This is a genomic window from Peribacillus sp. NPDC096379, assembly GCF_044762875.1.
Lineage (GTDB): Bacteria > Bacillota > Bacilli > Bacillales > DSM-1321 > Peribacillus.
The window spans coordinates 1,115,681-1,134,960 of sequence record NZ_JBIWFD010000001.1 but is presented as its reverse complement, the minus strand read 5'-3'; the positions used below and the strand labels follow the sequence as shown (position 1 = coordinate 1,134,960).

At 39.5% G+C, this 19,280-nt stretch carries 14 protein-coding genes; 1 reads left to right on the top strand and 13 read right to left on the bottom strand.

Going from position 1 to position 19,280, the window contains the following annotated elements; genetic code table 11:
- The 5 genes from ACIQZI_RS05365 to ACIQZI_RS05345 form a co-directional block, all read right to left on the bottom strand.
- Nucleotides 1-993: a thiamine pyrophosphate-dependent dehydrogenase E1 component subunit alpha gene (locus ACIQZI_RS05365; RefSeq protein ID WP_062178200.1), complete on the bottom strand. Its 993-nt coding sequence runs from the start codon at nt 991-993 to the stop codon at nt 1-3.
- 191 nt (nt 994-1,184) lie between these two features.
- Nucleotides 1,185-2,606, bottom strand: a complete 1,422-nt coding sequence (gene lpdA, locus ACIQZI_RS05360; protein WP_403070242.1) for a dihydrolipoyl dehydrogenase — start codon at nt 2,604-2,606, stop codon at nt 1,185-1,187.
- Nucleotides 2,607-2,623: 17 nt separating this feature from the next.
- On the bottom strand, nt 2,624-3,736 hold the full coding sequence (gene buk / locus ACIQZI_RS05355; protein ID WP_403070239.1) for a butyrate kinase: 1,113 nt from the start codon (nt 3,734-3,736) through the stop codon (nt 2,624-2,626).
- Between the two features lie 325 nt (nt 3,737-4,061).
- On the bottom strand, nt 4,062-5,159 hold the full coding sequence (gene bcd / locus ACIQZI_RS05350; protein WP_062178194.1) for a branched-chain amino acid dehydrogenase: 1,098 nt from the start codon (nt 5,157-5,159) through the stop codon (nt 4,062-4,064).
- Nucleotides 5,160-5,401: 242 nt separating this feature from the next.
- A complete protein-coding gene (locus ACIQZI_RS05345; protein WP_403070235.1) occupies nt 5,402-7,480 on the bottom strand; it encodes a sigma 54-interacting transcriptional regulator in 2,079 nt (692 codons plus the stop codon).
- Nucleotides 7,481-7,683: 203 nt separating this feature from the next.
- On the opposite strand from ACIQZI_RS05345, the gene ACIQZI_RS05340 reads away from it, so the two are divergent.
- Nucleotides 7,684-7,917 (top strand): DUF2627 domain-containing protein, encoded by a 234-nt coding sequence (locus tag ACIQZI_RS05340; RefSeq protein WP_028391721.1) that lies wholly within the window; start codon nt 7,684-7,686, stop codon nt 7,915-7,917.
- A gap of 338 nt (nt 7,918-8,255) precedes the next feature.
- On the opposite strand, the gene ACIQZI_RS05335 is transcribed toward ACIQZI_RS05340, so the two are convergent.
- From ACIQZI_RS05335 to ACIQZI_RS05300, 8 genes are all read right to left on the bottom strand, one after another.
- Nucleotides 8,256-8,990: a glycerophosphodiester phosphodiesterase gene (locus ACIQZI_RS05335; protein ID WP_403070231.1), complete on the bottom strand. Its 735-nt coding sequence runs from the start codon at nt 8,988-8,990 to the stop codon at nt 8,256-8,258.
- Nucleotides 8,991-9,725: 735 nt separating this feature from the next.
- On the bottom strand, nt 9,726-10,514 hold the full coding sequence (spo0A, locus tag ACIQZI_RS05330) for a sporulation transcription factor Spo0A (protein ID WP_062178182.1): 789 nt from the start codon (nt 10,512-10,514) through the stop codon (nt 9,726-9,728).
- A gap of 307 nt (nt 10,515-10,821) precedes the next feature.
- On the bottom strand, nt 10,822-12,117 hold the full coding sequence (spoIVB, locus tag ACIQZI_RS05325; protein ID WP_403070227.1) for a SpoIVB peptidase: 1,296 nt from the start codon (nt 12,115-12,117) through the stop codon (nt 10,822-10,824).
- 727 nt (nt 12,118-12,844) lie between these two features.
- Nucleotides 12,845-14,560 (bottom strand): DNA repair protein RecN, encoded by a 1,716-nt coding sequence (recN, locus tag ACIQZI_RS05320; RefSeq protein WP_403070224.1) that lies wholly within the window; start codon nt 14,558-14,560, stop codon nt 12,845-12,847.
- Between the two features lie 25 nt (nt 14,561-14,585).
- A complete protein-coding gene (ahrC, locus tag ACIQZI_RS05315) occupies nt 14,586-15,035 on the bottom strand; it encodes a transcriptional regulator AhrC/ArgR (protein WP_062178174.1) in 450 nt (149 codons plus the stop codon).
- Between the two features lie 185 nt (nt 15,036-15,220).
- Nucleotides 15,221-16,060, bottom strand: a complete 840-nt coding sequence (locus ACIQZI_RS05310; RefSeq protein ID WP_403070220.1) for a TlyA family RNA methyltransferase — start codon at nt 16,058-16,060, stop codon at nt 15,221-15,223.
- A gap of 4 nt (nt 16,061-16,064) precedes the next feature.
- The gene (gene dxs / locus ACIQZI_RS05305; RefSeq protein ID WP_062178168.1) at nt 16,065-17,957 is read right to left on the bottom strand and encodes a 1-deoxy-D-xylulose-5-phosphate synthase; all 1,893 of its coding nucleotides are present in this window, start codon (nt 17,955-17,957) and stop codon (nt 16,065-16,067) included.
- Nucleotides 17,958-18,384: 427 nt separating this feature from the next.
- Complete coding sequence (locus ACIQZI_RS05300) at nt 18,385-19,278, bottom strand: polyprenyl synthetase family protein (protein ID WP_403070217.1); 894 nt, start codon at nt 19,276-19,278, stop codon at nt 18,385-18,387.
- Nucleotides 19,279-19,280 lie beyond the last annotated feature (2 nt).

Here is a 19,280-nt window from a genome sequence, read left to right as displayed (position 1 = left end):
TTACTTTTCGTATACGTAGTCTAGTGTACTTTCTGCTTTTGCATATGGTGCATTTTCGGCATAATCCGTTGCTTCGTTGATCGTTTTCATAATGTCATCATCCATTTGCTTTTCAAGTTCGTCATTTAATAGGCCGATTTCCTTTAAATAAGCACCAAATGTGATGATTGCATCTTTCGTTTTTGCTTGGGCCACTTCATCTGAAGTACGGTAACTGCTATCATCATCGTCACTTGAATGCGGAGTTAACCGATACGAAACCGTTTCAACAAGGGTCGGTCCTTCCCCTCTATGGCAGCGGTCTGCTGCTTCTTTAACAGCACGATATACCGCTAATGGGTCATTTCCGTCGACGGTAACCCCTGGCATCCCATAGCCAATCGCACGGTCTGAGATATTTTCGCATGCGAACTGCTTTTCAATCGGCACGGAAATGGCATACTTATTGTTTTCACACATGAAAATAACTGGAAGTTTATGTACACCTGCAAAGTTCGCTCCTTCATGGAAATCACCTTGATTGGAAGAGCCTTCGCCAAAAGTTGTAAACGTAACGAAATCTTTACCTTCCATCTTGCTAGCTAAAGCAATTCCAACGGCATGTGGAACCTGGGTTGTAACAGGTGATGAACCCGTTACAATTCGATTTTTCTTCTGTCCAAAATGCCCTGGCATTTGTCGTCCGGCCGAGTTTGGATCTTCTGCCTTAGCAAAGGCTGATAACATCAACTCTCTTGCTGTCATTCCGAATGTTAAGACCACACCTACATCTCGATAATAGGGTAAGATATAGTCTTTTTCACGATCGAGAGCAAAGGCTGCACCCACTTGGGCCGCTTCTTGTCCTTGACATGACACAACAAATGGAATTTTACCAGAACGATTTAAAAGCCACATCCGCTCATCAATACGCCGTGATAACAACATTACCTTATACATTTCAAGTACCTTCTCATCACTTATCCCTAACTCTTTATGACGATTTTTAACCATTTTTTTACCTCCTCTTTAGAAAAGCTAAAAGCGCCGTGAATAACCTAAATATTAGCATATGACAAACAGGCCGAATAGGTGGTGATCACCCTTCTCATCCAATTGTTTGGCTTGTAACCTCGTAGGTTTTGGCTACTATAGCTAGACATTAAAACTCATATTTAAAAATTTATTTTATTTCACCAAACTACTTATAAGTGAAGTGCTAAGCCATCTACTGCTAACGCTGCTTCGCCAATTGCCTCTGACAGCGTCGGATGTGGATGAATCGTTTTCGCGACTTCCCAAGGTGTCGCATCAAGTACTCGGGCTAATCCAGCTTCAGTGATCATATCTGTTACATGTGGCCCAATCATATGCACACCAAGAATATCATTCGTTGCTTTGTCTGCAATGATTTTGACAAATCCATCCGATTGTCCGTATACAAGCGCCTTGCCAATTGCTTTAAAAGGAAATTTCCCAACTTTTACTTCGTATCCGTTTTCCTTTGCAAAAGCTTCCGTATAGCCGACACTAGCAGCCTCTGGACTTGAATAGATACACTTGGATACAAGGGAATAGTCAATCGGCGCTGGATCATCTCCCTTGATATGTTCTACCGCTGTTATTCCCTCATGACTAGCTACATGGGCAAGTTGTAAGCCGCCGATACAATCACCAATCGCATAAATATGTGATTCCTTTGTTTGATAATATGAGTTCGTTTTAATGAAGCCTTTTTCCACGATAATTTCTGTATTCTCTATTCCAATCCCAGAAACATTTGCTGTTCTACCTACGGACACTAGGATTTTTTCAGCTGAAAATTCCTTCGTTTCACCATTGATTTCTGCAGAAATGGATGCTGTCTCTGATTTATTTAACGTTTCTGGTAACACTTTTGCTCCTGTAATGATCTTTACACCTTTCTTCTTTAACAGGCGCTGCATTTCTTTAGAAACATCATCATCTTCAGTTGGGATAATTCGATTAGCATATTCAATCACTGTAACATCGGCACCGAAATCGCAAAGCATTGAAGCCCATTCGATTCCAATCACTCCACCGCCTACAATAATAATAGATTGCGGGATTTGTTCGAGTTGAAGTGCTTCATCAGAAGTAAGGACAAATTGCCCGTCGATCTCAAGACCTGGGAGTGTTCTAGGTCTTGAACCGGTCGCGATTATCACGTTTTTGGGAAGTAGCATCTCGTTCTCCGAGCCATCATTCATTTCTACAGAAATCGTTCCTGGTATCGGCGAAAAAATAGAGGGACCTAGAATACGGCCGATTCCTTCATATATATCAATTTTCCCTTGTTTCATTAAATGTTGCACGCCACTGTATAACTGATCGACAATTTTTGTTTTTCGTTCTTGAACTTTCAAGAAATCTAGTTTCACTTCACCAGTCATTATTCCGTATTCTTCACTCTTTTTCGCGACTGTAAATACTTCAGCACTTCGTAATAATGCCTTAGAAGGTATACATCCCTTGTGAAGGCAGGTACCGCCAAGCTTGCCTTTTTCAACAACAGCTGTTTTTAAGCCTAGCTGTGTTGCACGAATTGCTGCGACGTAACCTCCTGTACCGCCTCCTAGGATGACGAGATCATACTCTTTGGCCATAATAGCCCTCCTTCATTTCATCTGTGCACATTAACAGCGTTTAGCTGTTTTCCTAAATACTCCTTCGCTGTCTCTCTGCCATCAAGTACTCTTAATGCACCTTCTGCTAACGCTTGTAATTCATTTTCTCCCGGATGAACAGTCACATCTGCAATCCAGCTGATTTTTTTGGAAATGCCGTTAACAAAACGTCTACTATAGGCAAGACCCCCAGTTAAAACAATACAATCCACTTTTCCGGAAAGCACGGTCGCAGCTGAACCAATTTCCTTTGCTATCTGATAAGCCATGGCTTCATAGACTAGCTCTGCATGCTTATCGCCTTGTTCTATCTTTTTTTCTACGATCATGGCATTATTGGTGCCAAGATACCCGACAAGTCCGCTTTGTCCTACTAATTTCCCCATTACTTCTTCACGGAAATAATCGCCTGAGAAACAAAGTCGCACAAGATCGCCTATTGGTACGGTCCCAGCACGCGCTGGGCTAAAAGGGCCATCACCATCAAGCCCGTTGTTAACATCTATCACTTTGCCATCTTTATGAACACCTATTGTGATTCCACCGCCCATATGGACAACAATGGCATTTAGTTCTTCATAGCTTTTTCCTAATTCAGTAGCAGCTTTTCTTGCTGCCGCTTTCTGATTTAGTGCGTGGAATATACTTTTACGTTCAATCAAAGGTGATCCTGATATTCTCGCAATCGGTTCGAGCTCATCCACTACGACTGGATCGACAATAAAGCTAGGGATATTTAAACCACTGGCTATTGCATAGGCAAGGATACCACCTAAATTAGAGACGTGCTGACCATTATAGCCGTTTCTTAAATCTTCAAGCATCTCTTTATTAACCGTATAGGTGCCACCTTCGATTGGCCGTAATAATCCACCTCTTCCACACACTGCATCTATTTTTGAAAGATTAATTTCTTCTTTGTCTAAGGCAGCAAGTATCATCTGTTTTCTAAAATGATCTTGCTCATTAATTGATTGAAATTCAGCGATTATTTCTTTATCATGCGCAATCGTTCGTTCCATTACAGGCAGATTATTTTCATATACGCCAAATTTCGTCGATGTAACAGCAGGATTAATAACAAGAATTCGATATCTAGATACTTGCAAAATCATGAACCTCCTAAGAAAAGCGCAAATACCTTATTAACCTAAAGGCTAGCATGCGGCAAACAAACTGTATGGAGAGTGCTTTTTTTCTCCCCATCAGATTGCTTAGCTCATGGATAGAGTGGTAGGCTGCTTTCACTAGTCACAAAAACTGATTGAAAAAAGTTGTACGTTCTTACATGTTAAAAAAATCATCTCCGGTCTTTGGTTACAAGCAAACACATTATATTAATTTAAGAGCTGTGGAGAGATGAAGTAGTCATATATCACCTATTTTTTCTTGATCCAAATTGAGATGCATGAACTTCAAGAAACATATCGCAGTTTATTTTCTACGATTTAATATATGCTTCTCATTTTGAAGAAATTGACTTCTAGAATTACTCATTCTCTTAATTCGTTCTTCAGCCATGCGGTCTGCAGCAAGGTAAGTCGGAATATTATCACGTTTTGCGATTTCAATGACCTTCTCGATGGTGTTATAGACGCCTTCTACCTTTTTCATGGCACGCTCGCGATTGTAGCCGTATAATTCGTCAGCAACGTTAATGACTCCACCTGCATTGATCACGTAATCTGGTGCATAAACGATTCCCATTTCGTGAATTTGATCACCATGACGTGGATCTTTCAATTGGTTATTTGCAGATCCAGCAATTACTTTTGCTTTCATTTGTGAAATCGTTTGATCATTGATAACAGCACCAAGCGCACATGGTGCATAAATATCACATTCTACCCCATAAATCTCATCCGGATTGACAGCACGAGCACCAAATTTCTCAACTGCACGCTGTACTGCATCTTTATTAATATCCGTTACGATCAGTTTCGCGCCTTCTTCATGTAAATATTGCAGTAAAGTATAGGCTACATTTCCAACACCCTGTACAGCAACTGTTTTTCCTTCCAATGAATCTGTGCCAAAGGCTTCTTTCGCCGCTGCTTTCATTCCTTGATAAACACCGAAAGCTGTTACTGGCGAAGGATTTCCTGAGGATCCGAACGCTGGTGAAATACCCGTTACAAAATCGGTTTCTTCATGAATCAAGTCCATGTCAGCCACTGTCGTTCCTACATCTTCAGCTGTAATGTAACGACCATTTAATCCTTGAATATAACGACCAAACGCTCTGAACATTTCATCGTTTTTATCTTTCTTTGGATCGCCGATAATAACGGTCTTACCACCGCCGAGGTTTAATCCTGCCGCAGCATTTTTGTAAGTCATTCCTTTAGCAAGTCTCAGTGCATCCTCAATGGCCGCTTCCTCTGACTCATACGTCCACATTCTTGTACCGCCAAGAGCAGGTCCAAGCGTTGTATCGTGAATCGCAATGATTGCTTTCAACCCCGATTGTTTATCCTGACAGAATAAAAGTTGTTCGTAGTCATATTTCTCTAGGTAAGTAAAAATCTCCATGAATATTCCTCCTAAATAAAGTGAAACTTCAATCATTGGGCGTATTACAGCCTGTTAAACCGGGATAACGGAAGCAAGTTTAACATTTCCCACTTCACCGAATCCCGGCCCCAACCACCTTCTTGATTTTCAACACATTAAGTAGATATGCAAGATGCATGCCAATTTTATATGGCCGCTACAATCTGATTTGGATAACGATCTTTTAAAAATAATATGCAAATATTTGCACATCATGAAATTTATTGCGTGTCAACATTTTCAAGTCCATGCTTTTCCATTTTATAATAGAGGTTACGAACCGAAACGCCTAACATTTTTGCCGTATTTGTTTTATTTCCTGAGTTTTTCATTAGAGCTTGTTTAATGATCTGATATTCATAACGATCCATCTGTTCACTAAGGGGCTCATTCTCTGACTGTAAGTGATTTTTTTTTAATGGTGAGTCTTTACAGCCTTGATTATAGGATTCGATAAAATCAGGAATATGATGCTCTTCGATAATTGTTTCATTTAATTTCATAAAGATAATCGTCCGTCCAAGAATGTTTTCTAGCTCTCTTACATTCCCAGGCCAATCGTATTGTTTTAATCGTTCAATCGCGAGATCACTAATCCCTTCAATCATTCGACCATACTCTTGATTGATTTTTTGAATTAAATGGAGAGCTAGCTCTTTCATATCTTCCTTCCGGTTCCTTAAAGGCGAAATACGAATCGGCATCTGGTTCATTCTAAAGTACAAATCCTCGCGAAAGCTACCATCAGAAATTGCTTTTTCCAAATTAATATTTGTCGCTGCAATCACACGGATATTTATTGGGATCGGAGTTGTTCCTCCCACCCTAACAATTTCATTCTCCTGCAGCACTCGTAATAATTTTGCTTGCATATTTCCTTTCAATTCACCAATTTCATCGAGAAAAATACTGCCATTATTCGCTTCTTCAAAATAACCTTTTTTCCCACCGCGTTTAGCTCCAGTAAACGCCCCTTCATCATAGCCAAATAACTCACTTTCAAGAAGCGTTTCTGAAATCGTTGCACAATTTACTCGAACGAATTTGTTATACTTTCTGTCGCTTGCATTATGTATCGCATGCGCAAACAATTCTTTTCCTGTTCCGGATTCACCACGAAGGAGTACTGTCGCCGGCGTTTTCGCACAAAGCTTTGCCTGTTCAATTGGTAAACTCATTCCCTCTGATTTTCCAATAATATCAGCAAAGGTATATTTTGCTTCCAAGGTTCTGATTATTTGCCTAGCTCGAGTTAATTCAGCCGTTAACTGCTGAATTTCTGTGACATCATGAACGACGCCGACACTTCCTTTCAGACGTCCATCGACAATCACTGGCGCAACATTGACAATCACATCTTTCCGATTAGGGCCCAATCTCATATTAATGCCTCTGACAGGTCTTCTCGTTTGTAAGACTCGCATATGCATGCTGTCTCCTTCATAAATATCCGCAGTTGCAGGTTTACCAATAATTTCTTTTCGGCTTAAGCCAGTAATTCTCGTATATGCGGGATTGATGATCAGCCCCCGCCCTTCCTCATCCACGACGGATATGGCATCATTACTTGACTGGATAATCGCCTCAAGCAATGTCTGCACTTCCTTAAGGTCCGTTATTTGCTCCGCTAAATCAACAGCTTCGGTAATATCCTTGAAAACTGCAAACGCCCCAATTATTTCATTTTGTTCATCAAGCAACGGCATTCGTGTCGTAATGATTTTCAGGCCATTTTCAAGCACTTGTTCTTTATTTACTTCGGTTCGATTCGTCTGAAGAATTTTTGGGAGCCTGCTATTATGGATTACCTCATGGATATGCATACCCATTACGTCTTCCCGTACCTTTTCTGTCATTCGTTCTGCACTACGGTTAAACAACATGATATAACCACGCTTATCAATAACGATCATCCCATCATTTGTCGTATTGAAAATGAGGTCATGCTTATACAATTGTTTTTCAAGCGTTTCGATTAGTATTTTTTTTTCTTGAAAAAGCTCAGATATGAGATATGCGACATTACCAGGAATCAACAAAAAGTCCCCCTGCCCTGCTTTCCTGATCTCTTGAAATACCTGTTCATATCCTGTTGCTTCGATAATCACATCAATCGATTCCATATTTACAGATGCCCAATCAGTAGCGGTTGGAATAGACAGTTTTTTTGCATACACCATCCCTTCTGCATTTTCATTGATATCAACAACAAAAGATACTAAAAACAGCGGACTTTCATGTAGCATTCGCAAAATTGCTGTTCCACACGGTCCTGCCCCAACGACCATTACTTGTTGCATGAATACCACCTCGGCTATATCTGCAATTTTCTTCACAATACACCCATTAATAAACGCAAGTTTTTTCAACAATACCCTTATTTTAATGAATTAGTTGTCACTTGACAAATCTAATGCTTCCCTTATCATATAAAATAAGACATCTTATCATGATAAGGCACAATACTTAGTTCCAAATTTCTCAATTTGAGGGGTTTTTATTTATGAAACGAGCTATCGCTTTTCTTATCCTTTTCATACCCGGTGCACTTGCCGCCTACGGAATTAAAATAATGAGAGACATGGTGTTTGGGATCTCTCAATTTCCCTTCCCAGCCCTTTGGGTTCAATTTTTAGTTGGTTTGCTTCTAACCATTGGCGGGATTGGGTTTATCGCAGGATTTGTGCTCCATCGCGACCGAAAGAAAGAAAAGGTACAAACAAGATTTAAAGTATAAAAAAGAGGCTGTCCTAAAAAAAGGGGCTGATCCAACTATAAGCTTACAGTTTATCGTGATATTCACACTTCATTTAAACTGTATACACTAGTTGCTGGTCTGATCCTTTACTTTTTAAGACATCCTCTTTTTTTGTATGAAGGACATAGGGGCGAGGCTTCGCGATTTATTAATCTAGCCAATCTACCTAGCAGGTATACTTATTTTATCGAGAAAGCATCCATAATCCAGCTTCACACCGCCACCGTTGTGATTAGGCGAGCGCATCATGTTACAGGGTGAATTCTTCAGAGTAAATGGTCGCATTTTAACGCCATATTTGTTTTGTTCTTTTTCAATTATTGTGCTTCTATCGTATTTCGTAATTTTACTGCTCGCTCTGGAAAATCAGTTATAAATGCGCTGATGCCCATTTCTAAAAGATGTCTCATTTTATCTTCTTTATTAATCGTATAAGGACGGACTGCTACACCTTCTTTCATTGACGCTGCAATGATTGCATCAGGTGCCGTGTGAATAGAAGGATGAATCGCTTTCGCCCCAATTGATGTAGCATATATCCATGGCATATATAAGCCATCCCGATAAAGTGGCGCTGTTTCAATCTCTGGGGCAAGTCGGTATGCGTGCACAAGACTATAATGATTAAAAGAAGACAAAATGACCCGATTTTCCATGGAGTACGTCCGCACTAAAGCGATAACTTTCTCTTCAAGACCTAAGTATGGATAAACGCCATTTTTCAATTCAATATTTAAAATCATATTCGTCTCTTGAATCCAAGCAAGCACTTCCTCTAGGTTAGGGATCGTAGCGTCCGCGAACTGCTTCCGAAACTTATATCCCGCCCCTAATAATTGCAGATCTTTCCACATATAATCTTTCACATTTCCTTTACCTGTCGTTGTGCGGTCCAATAATTCATCGTGAATCACAACCACTTCACCATCTTTGGAAAGTTGTACATCTAACTCAATTCCATCAGCTCCTACTCTGTAAGCCTCGTAAAAGGAAAACATTGTATTCTCTGGGTGCGTTCCGGCGGCTCCCCTATGAGCAAATATTTGAGTCATGCCTAATTCCTCCCAAGTTAAATTCATTTAAAATGCAAGTATTTGTTCCACTTAAGCAAGCCTCTTTTACCTTCTTGTTCAACTGGTTTTATATGTTTCTAACCATCTTTTCTCAACCAGCCAAATTTTCACATTACAGAATATCTATAGTAAAAAACATCATTTACATTGTAAAGGCGACAAGCACATCTTTGCCGTTCACAGTTTTTATTCCCTTAATTAATTCAGACTACATACCTGTTACCACTACAGCTTTATAAAGTGAAACTTCAATCAGCGAGGCTTTTCTTCATTCCCCACCTTACGCTTCTTTGCTTCCTTTAAGCCTTGAGGTGGGGTCATACTGCCCGTTAAAACGGGATAAAAATATTGATATGCGCTTTTAGCCAGAATCTCGGCAACAAAACGGGGGTATTCACAAAAGGAGACAATCTTCCGTATATCAGCTACGGATGAGGCAAATATGTTATCAGAGACCATTCTTTAATTTTTTCCAACCCATTCCGCAATCGCTTTCTTTTATAAAAGTCATTTTTCGTTGCTTAATCCTTTCACAACCAATTGAATATATGATCTATTCGATTGTATGAAGTTTTTAGAACGAATCATAACGGTTTACCTAGTACCCATAAAAAAAAGCAGCTTCGCCCATATCGGATAAACCCGATAACTCGAAAGTGCCTATAATTATCAGGATTACTTCTTAAGGGCAAGAATATCTAAATTCTAACCCTCTCAAGAAGCCTTGTGTTCTAACCGCAATTTATCCGCTACCATGGCGATGAATTCCGAATTTGTTGGTTTTGCTTTGGACATGGAAACTGTATAGCCAAATAAGGAAGAAATGGATTCAATATTGCCTCGACTCCAAGCAACTTCAATGGCGTGACGAATTGCGCGTTCCACCCTACTTGCCGTTGTATTGTATTTCTTAGCAATATCGGGATATAGAACTTTTGTGATAGACCCTAGTAACTCAATATCATTATAGACCATTGAAATCGCTTCCCTTAAATACATATAACCTTTAATATGAGCAGGAACACCAATTTCGTGGATAATACTGGTGATGTTAGCATCAAGATTTCTTGGTTTGGATTCAACTGGGCGATATCCTAGTTGTGAAGATTTATTCGTCATTTGATTACTTTTTCCACTTACCTGGCGAATATGCCCTCCTAAGTTTTCCATATCAAATGGTTTGAGGATGAAATAGGCAGCTCCAAGATCAACCGCTTTCTTTGTTACGTCTTCTTGACCAAAAGCAGTTAACATAATGACATTCGGCATAGAACCACGTTTCATTTCCCTTAATTTTTCCAAAACCGCCAGGCCATCTAAATGCGGCATGATAATATCTAATATAAGTATATCAGGTTCGATATTTTCTAGAAGATTTAAACAGTCCTGTCCGTTATAAGATATACCAATTACTTCCATATCCTCCTGAGATGAAATATATTCATCCAATAAGGACACCAGTTCTTTATTATCATCCACAATACATACCTTAATTTTCTTCACTATTGAATTCCTCCTCAACTACAATTGGTCATTTTTTCTATTATTTCTAAAAACATTGTAATTGAAATTTTCGACATAGGAAACTAAATTCCTTTTAATTTTATAAAATTTATAAAAAATCAATATTTTTCTCATAAATTCACTTGTTTTCGACCGTGTTCGCTAAACAATATAGGCTTTGTCGAATATTCTTTATTTCTTATTTTATTCTACCATAATAAAGGAATAAAACGGATTGATATGCACAAAATATTTGACAATCCTTTTTGTGAACAGGAAAAGGAGCCCAGACTGGAGGCTCCTTTGTTCAACTTGCTTTCTCTTTGGGACCAGATTTTTCATATATATCAATGCCGGCCTCGTTTAGCATCCATTCAATATGAACACCATACCCACTCGTTGGATCATTGACGAAAACATGGGTCACAGCACCAACTAATTTTCCATTTTGAATAATAGGGCTACCACTCATTCCTTGAACAATCCCGCCAGTTTTCTCTAGTAACTTTTTATCAGTTACCTTTAAAACAATTCCTTTAATAGCTGGGAATTTTTGCGGTATCGTACTAACAATTTCAACATCAAATTCCTCTACTGTTGAACCTTCTAATACGGTTAATATCTTTGCTGGCCCTTCTTTTACTTCATGGGATAAAGTAATTGGCAGAGGTTGATCTGCAATCCCATTTCCGACTTCTTTTTTCATTTGTCCAAAAATTCCAAATGGACTATTTCTGTTAATATTACCGATTACTTCTTTATTTGACGAGAATCGAGCTAATTTTTCACCCGGATCTCCGTTGCTTCCTTTTTCAATGGATGTTACAGTTGATTGAACTATTTGTCCGTCTTTTACAACAATTGGTTTTTTCGTATCCATATCTGAAATTACATGGCCGAGTGCCCCATATTTTTTTGTTTCAGGATGATAAAATGTCATCGTGCCAATTCCAGCGGCTGAGTCGCGAATATAAAGTCCAAGCTTGTACGTGCCTTCATTTTCATCTTTTAATGGTAAAAGGGTTGTCTTAAAGCTTTCTTTCTCACGTGATATCACAAGTTGAAGGGGTTCACCTTTTTCACCTGCTTGTTGTACATAAGGGGTTACATCAGACATTTTTTTGATTGTCTGGCCATTTATTTGGGTAATAATATCACCTATCATGACATGTGCTGCTTCACCAGGTGATTTCTTGCCTTCACCTGTTTCCACTAGATGGTGTCCAACTACTAATACTCCGAGCGTATTTAATTTCACACCAATTGACTGTCCTCCAGGAATCACCTTGAAATCCTTTAATACATGAACATCCACTTTCTTGACTGGGAATCCAGCAACATTCAGAAGCAGTTCGCTCGTTCCAGGTTTATCTGCGTCAAGTGTCAGCAAACCCGATTCATCTTGAACAGTTATCCCTTCTTCATTTGAATGAGTTGTCGCATGAACAGCCAAATTATTACGGATGCTATATTGTTCACCTTCGAAAAGGACAATTTTTTTAGGAATTGAAAAATACTCGCGAAATGGTTGATACAATCCTAATGTCAATAGCGAAACAAGGAGAATTCCACCGATAATTCTTTTGATCCATTGTTTGTACAATCTTTTTCACTCCCCTCGCTTTTGCTTCAAATCCTAAATGGCTACACCTTTAATGTAGCCCTCACAGCAAGCATTTATAACTCTGGGCAAAAATAAAAGCTATCCGTTTTTGGATAGCTTTTCAATGAAAAATATTGTGAAATTACGAATAAAGTGAAACTTCCATTATCGGTGACTTTTCGCTAATGGTTAGTTGAACCAATCAGGGCTTTACAGGCTGTTTATCACCACCTATTTTTTCTTGATTCTCACACAAAAATTGAGGTAGGGATATTACAGCCTGTTAAACCGGGATAAAGTGAAACTTCCATTATCGGTGACTTTTCGCTAATGGTTAGTCCCGTTCTAGTGGCGCTAAATCGCAAACTACCGCTTCGATAAAGCGACACTACGAATTAAGGTTCAATGAATCACAGACTAAGTACGCCGCGTCCCCATGTCTTCGTCTGTGTGACTCACACCCTGCGGCTCAACTATCCCTTTGAGAAAACCACAAAGGTAAGTTTCACTGTATCTCACCAATCTGGGTTTACTTCAAAAAGCGAGGCAACTGCCCAGCCCCGACAAGCATAAGATGGAATACGGCGTGGTGCAGTTTGCCACAGAGTATTACAGCTTATGACCTCAGACGGGCTAGGAGCCGCAACTAGATTAGGCTGTCTGTCACCACCTATTTTTACACAATAATTGAGGTGGGGATATTACGGCCTGTTAAACCGGGATAAGACTATACCCCAGCAATCTGTTTAATTTTCTCCGTCTGTTGTAAAAGTTCTTCAGCATGTTGTTTGGTTAAATCGGTAATCTCAACACCAGAAATCATTCGACCAATTTCCTTTACCTTGTCGGGATACTTTAATGGATGAACAGATGTATTCGTCCTGCCTGCCTTAATATTTTTTGCTATATAAAGGTGCGTATCTGCCATTGCAGCGACTTGTGGTAAGTGAGAAATACAAAGTACTTGTGAATCAATGGCCACTTTATAGATTTTTTCAGCAATGGATTGGGCTACTCTACCACTGACCCCTGTGTCCACTTCATCAAAAATAATCGATGTAATTCCTTGATGCTTGGAAAAAATACTTTTTAACGCAAGCATAATACGCGATAATTCTCCGCCTGAAGCAATTTTAGACAATGGCTTTAGTGGTTCTCCAGGATTCGTGCTAATATAAAACTCCATCTCATCCAATCCGTTACGTCCAATTGTAGAGGAGTCACTAAACGAAAAAGCTGTGTGATGGAAATGAGCTTCAAATACCGTTTTTTGCATATGAAGTTCTTTTAATTCCTGTTGTATTTTCTTTGTCAGTTGTCTGGCATATTTTTCACGTAGTTCACTTACATTTTTGGCTTCTAATAACAAATCAGCCTTTACTGATTTTATTTGTGACTCAAGCTTAGTGATATGGGTTTCACGATTCAAAAGTGTTTCAATTTCTTCTTCAATTGCGGCACCGTATACAACAATCTCTTCAATCGTGCCCCCATATTTCCGTTTCAGCTGATTAATTTCATTCAAGCGACTTTCAATAAAATCTAGACGTTCTGAGTCATATTCAAGAGCATCAAGCTGTTCACGAATAGAAGAAATTGCATCTTCAAGAACGTAATAACTATTCGAGACTGGTTCTGTAATGGTTTTAACCGTCTCATCAAGATCTGCGGCCTCTTCAAGGTTATTCATCGCAACAGATAGCCAATCAAGCCCTCTTTGCTCCCCCGATAATGCTAAATAGCTGGTTTGCAGGGCCTCATGAATTTTTTCAAAGTTATTGATTTTCTTTCTTTCTTCAGACAGCTCTTCATCCTCATTTAACTTTAAATTCGCTCGCTGAATTTCATCAAATTGAAATTGAATTAAATCCAAACGATGAACCATTTGTTGTTCGTTTTGGCCTAATTTCTGTAGTTGTTTCATCGCATGATCATATTCTTTATAGAGCTTTTGGTATTCCCCTAGTGCCTTGGCAATTCTTTCTCCACCAAATTGATCGAGCAGTTGCAGATGAAGACGTTCATCCATCAGTTCTTGATGTTCATGCTGGCCATGAATATCGATCAGCGTTCTACCAATTTCACGTAGCAGTGCTATCGTCACAAGCTTGCCATTTACCCTGCAGACACTTTTACCATTTGTCGACATATCTCGGCGTAGCACGATCATTCCATCGCTAATCTCGATCCCTAATTCCGAAGCTTTTTGATAAACCGGATGGAGTTCGTCGTCAATTTGAAATAACCCTTCAATTTCCGCTTTTTTTTCCCCATGTCTAATAAACTCTGCAGATCCTCTACCGCCAACTAACAGGTGAATCGCATCGATAATGATCGATTTACCAGCACCCGTTTCTCCTGTTAAAACAGTCAAGCCCTTCTCTAACGAAACTGAAAGGGCTTCAATAATTGCAAAGTTTCTTATTGAAAGTTCTGTTAACAAACTCTCATCACCTCTTTTGTCTTCATTAGAGCATGTCTAAAAATCGATTAGAAATTTCCTCAGTATCTTCTGGAGTACGGCAAATGATTAAGCATGTATCGTCGCCACAAATCGTCCCTAATATTTCTTCCCAATCTAAATGATCAATTAAGGCACCTATTGCCTGAGCATTACCTGGCAAGGTTTTTAATACGAGAAAATGGCTCGCCGAATCAATCTTGACAAATGCATCTATCAGCATTCGTTTTAATTTCTGAAGCGGATTAAAGCGCTGGTCTGCAGGTAGACTGTATTTGTATCTACCATCCATTAGCGGTACTTTCACGAGATGCAGTTCCTTAATATCTCTTGAAATCGTCGCTTGTGTGATAGAAAAGCCAGCATTTTTCAACGCATCCACTAAATCATCTTGCGTTTCTATATCATTATTCGTGATGATATCTCGAATCCTTATATGTCGTTGACCTTTGTTCATCTATTTAAAGCACCTCTAAGTTAGCAGTCCAATTCACTTGGACGGCGAATATTTATTATATAAATAATGTTAGCGGATTTAGTTGAATTTGTACAATTTTTTCTTGTATTCGAAAGCATTTATTTGAATAAGTATCTGTAAAAAAAGCTCCGTCAACAGTTTTACTGCATCAGGAGCTCTCCTACTCATTCATCAGTTTTCGTTTGTTTTAATTCTTGATGAGCATTTTGAACAATTTCTTCAACCGACTGCTTCAAGAAATTCTCACCTTGATCTTTTTCACCTTGCCACTTAAGATGCAAAAGGAATTCGATATTCCCTTCGCCACCTTTAATCGGAGAAAAAGAAGCGTCATTAATATCATATCCCTCACCTTGAGCGAAATGAATAATTTTATCCATAACCTCACGATGAATTTTTACATCACGAACAATTCCTTTTTTACCTACTTGATCCTTGCCTGCCTCAAATTGAGGCTTAACAAGAGCGACAACATCACTATTAGCCACCAATAATGTTTTCAAGACAGGTAAGATCAATGTAAGCGAGATAAATGAAACATCAATGCTCGCAAAATTAGGCATTTCCCCATCAAGGTCAGCAGGTGTGACGTAGCGGAAATTTGTTCTTTCCATTACCTTCACTCTCTCATCTTGCCTTAGCTTCCAGGCGAGCTGATTGTAACCCACATCAAGCGCGTAAGACATTTGCGCTCCATTTTGTAGGGCACAGTCAGTGAATCCTCCTGTTGAAGCTCCAATATCAAGCAGTACTTTTCCTTCAACAGATAAATCAAACTGTTTCAACGCTTTCTCTAGCTTTAGCCCACCTCTGGATACATAAGGCATGACCTTCCCTTTGATAGTAAGTACTAAATCAGTTGAAACCTTTTCACCCGGTTTCTCTAATCTTTCCTCATTTCCATAAACAAGGCCCGCCATAATCATTCGTTTTGCTTTTTCCCGAGTCTCTGCCAGCCCAGATTCAACAAGTAAAATATCAAGTCTTTCTTTTTTCAGTTTCATTCATTCAAGCCCTTTTTTGCTTTTTCGGTGTAATTCGTTTGATGTTCCGCACCGTTTCTTCTACTGTCATGCCGATTTCTGCAAGTAATTGATCCACACTGCCATGTTCAATGAAACGGTCAGGAATGCCCATTCGGTCAATAATTGCTCCATGATATCCATGCTCATGAGCAAATTCAATCACCGCACTACCAAAGCCGCCTTGAAGAACAGCTTCTTCAATCGTTAAAATCGGCATCTTCTGCTCAAGTAATTGATGCATCATGTCATTGTCCAGTGGTTTAATAAATCGTGCGTTCACGACCTTAACGGAATACCCTTGTTTCTCTAACAACTCTGCTGCTTCCATTGCCATTGGAATCGTTGTACCAAATGTTAACACGCAAGCATCTCTACCCTCTTTTAACACATCCCAAGTTCCAATCGGGATTTCTTGTAAAGAATCGTCCATCGGAATACCATACCCATTTCCGCGTGGAAATCTCATTGCAATCGGACCATCATCATATTTCATTGCTGTATTAACCATATGCTGGCCTTCATTTTCATCCTTCGGCATCATCAAGACCATATTCGGAATATGACGCATAAAGGCGATATCAAACACACCTTGATGTGTTTCCCCGTCTGCTCCGACTAAACCTGCTCGATCGATTCCAAAAAAGACGTTCAGGTTTTGCCGGCAAATATCGTGAACCACTTGATCGTAGGCACGCTGTAGGAAAGTAGAATAAATCGCAAGAAACGGTTTCATTTTTTGCGTTGCAAGTCCTGCTGCAAAGGTTGCTGCATGTTGTTCAGCAATGCCTACATCATACATTCGTTCTGGAAATTCACTTGCAAAGCCTTCTAATTTAGAACCGACCGGCATAGCCGGTGTAATCGCAACAATTCGTTCGTCTGTACGAGCGAGTTTCCTTACCGTTTCACTAACAAGTGAACTCCATGCAGGGGCTGTTGTCGCTGTTTTAACAAAATCGCCCGTTTCAATTTTATAAGGTCCTGTTCCATGCCAGTTTCCGATTGTATCAGATTCAGCAGGAGAGTATCCTTTCCCTTTTTTCGTAATTACGTGTAAAAGGACAGGGCCTTTTGTTTTTTTAGCATAACGAAAATTCTCGAATAATTCATCAAAGTTATGACCATCCACAGGTCCCAAGTAAGTAAATCCTAACTCTTCAAAAAATACCCCTGAAACTAACAGATACTTTAGGCTATCTTTAATACGCTCAGCTGTAGCAGCGACTTTCCCACCGACTGCTGGTATTTTCTTAAGTAATAATTCCAGCTCATCCTTCGCCCAATTATATTTTCCAGCCGTACGCAGCCTTCCGAGTACGGAATGCAAGGCGCCAACGTTTGGGGCAATCGACATTTCATTATCGTTTAAGATGACAATCATATCTTTCTTTTCATGACCGATATGGTTAAGTGCTTCAAGTGCCATCCCACCTGTTAAAGCACCGTCACCGATAATAGGCAACACAAAGTTTTTTTCTTTTTTTAAATCGCGCGCTGCAGCCATTCCCATTGCTCCAGAAAGAGATGTTGAGCTATGACCTGTTTCCCAAACATCATGCTCACTTTCGTTCATTTTCGGGAACCCGCAAAGTCCTTTGTATTTTTTTAATGTATCAAACTGACAAGCGCGTCCTGTTAGGATTTTATGAACATAAGACTGGTGGCCAACATCAAACAAAAATTTATCTTGTGGACTGTTGAACTCCTTATGTAACGCAATGGTCAGTTCAACCACTCCAAGATTCGGACCTAGGTGTCCACCGGTAATCGATAATTTCTCTATTAAAAACTTTCTAATATCGGCACTTAATTCTTTTAATTCTTCATTATTCATCGCTTTTAAAAAAGATGGGTCTTTTATAGATAGAAGATCCAAATTGGATCACTCACTTTCTGTTATTTCCAGGTCTTATCAGAGACCTATCGCTGGAAAATTCTAATTTAATTACTAAAGGAGGATGTTCAAAAAGTCCGGTAAAAAAGCTTGCAAATTGCTTCAAAGCTCATGAATGACCTTCTGTTAAAACCGCGCACATCCTGTGCAAGTCCGGTCCTCACACACGCAAGGTTTGAGACAGTCGCTTTTCGAACTTCTCGGCTCTTTTTATCCTCCTTTTTAAACACGCACTATAACAGCTGTCATTATTCAGCAAATTTCTTCAAATTTCTTCAAAAATAGCCGCCGATACCTTCTGATTTCGGCGGCTGTTAATTCCATCATATTATACCGATTTTCAATAAGATACGCCAGTTAAACAACAAAAGTATAACACAAATAGAATTTCCTAACAATTGTTGTCGTCTTAGGATTTACGCTTTGCAATCATATCCGTTATTTCATTAAGAAGAGATGTATCCAATTCCGTTTTTTCCAACTCTTCATGCGCCATTTTGATATGTTCTGCGAGCCTTACCTTTGCCCCTTCTAAAGTCAGCAATGAAGGGTACGTGCTCTTGTTGTTCGCTGAATCACTGCCAACAGGTTTACCAATTTCTCCTTCAGAGCCTTCAATATCTAAAATATCATCTCGGATTTGAAAAGCCAGCCCTAGATGATAGGAAAACCGTTTAAGTGCAAGAAGCTGTTCGGTACTTGCACTAGATAAAATCGCTCCTGAAAGGACAGATGCCATTAACAACTTGCCTGTTTTATGTTCATGAATATATTGGAGCTCTTCTAGTGATAGCTGTTTGTTCTCGCCTTCCATATCAGCTACTTGACCGCCAACCATCCCCTCAGCTCCCGCCGCTTTAGCGATTTCAAGGATTAAATTGAGCTTCATGTCTGATGTCACGCAAGGATGCTCCGTGTTGGCAATAAGTTGAAAGCTATATGTAAGTAATGCATCACCTGCGAGAATCGCCGTCGCTTCACCAAAAACTTTATGATTGGTTGGTTTACCGCGACGTAAATCATCATCGTCCATCGCTGGCAGATCATCATGGATTAAAGAATAGGTATGAATCATTTCAATCGCAGCTGCAGCCGGGACTCCAGCGTTCACATCCTTCGCAAATGCATCTAATACGGCCAAAACAAGTAAAGGACGTATTCTTTTCCCGCCTGCTTTCAAAGAATAAGCCATTGCTGCTTTTAAGTTATCAGGCGCTTTTAACTCTTCAACATATTCAATCACCTTTGTTTCAATGAGTTGTTTGTATGTTTCTGAAAACGTATGAAATGACGTTGCATTCATGT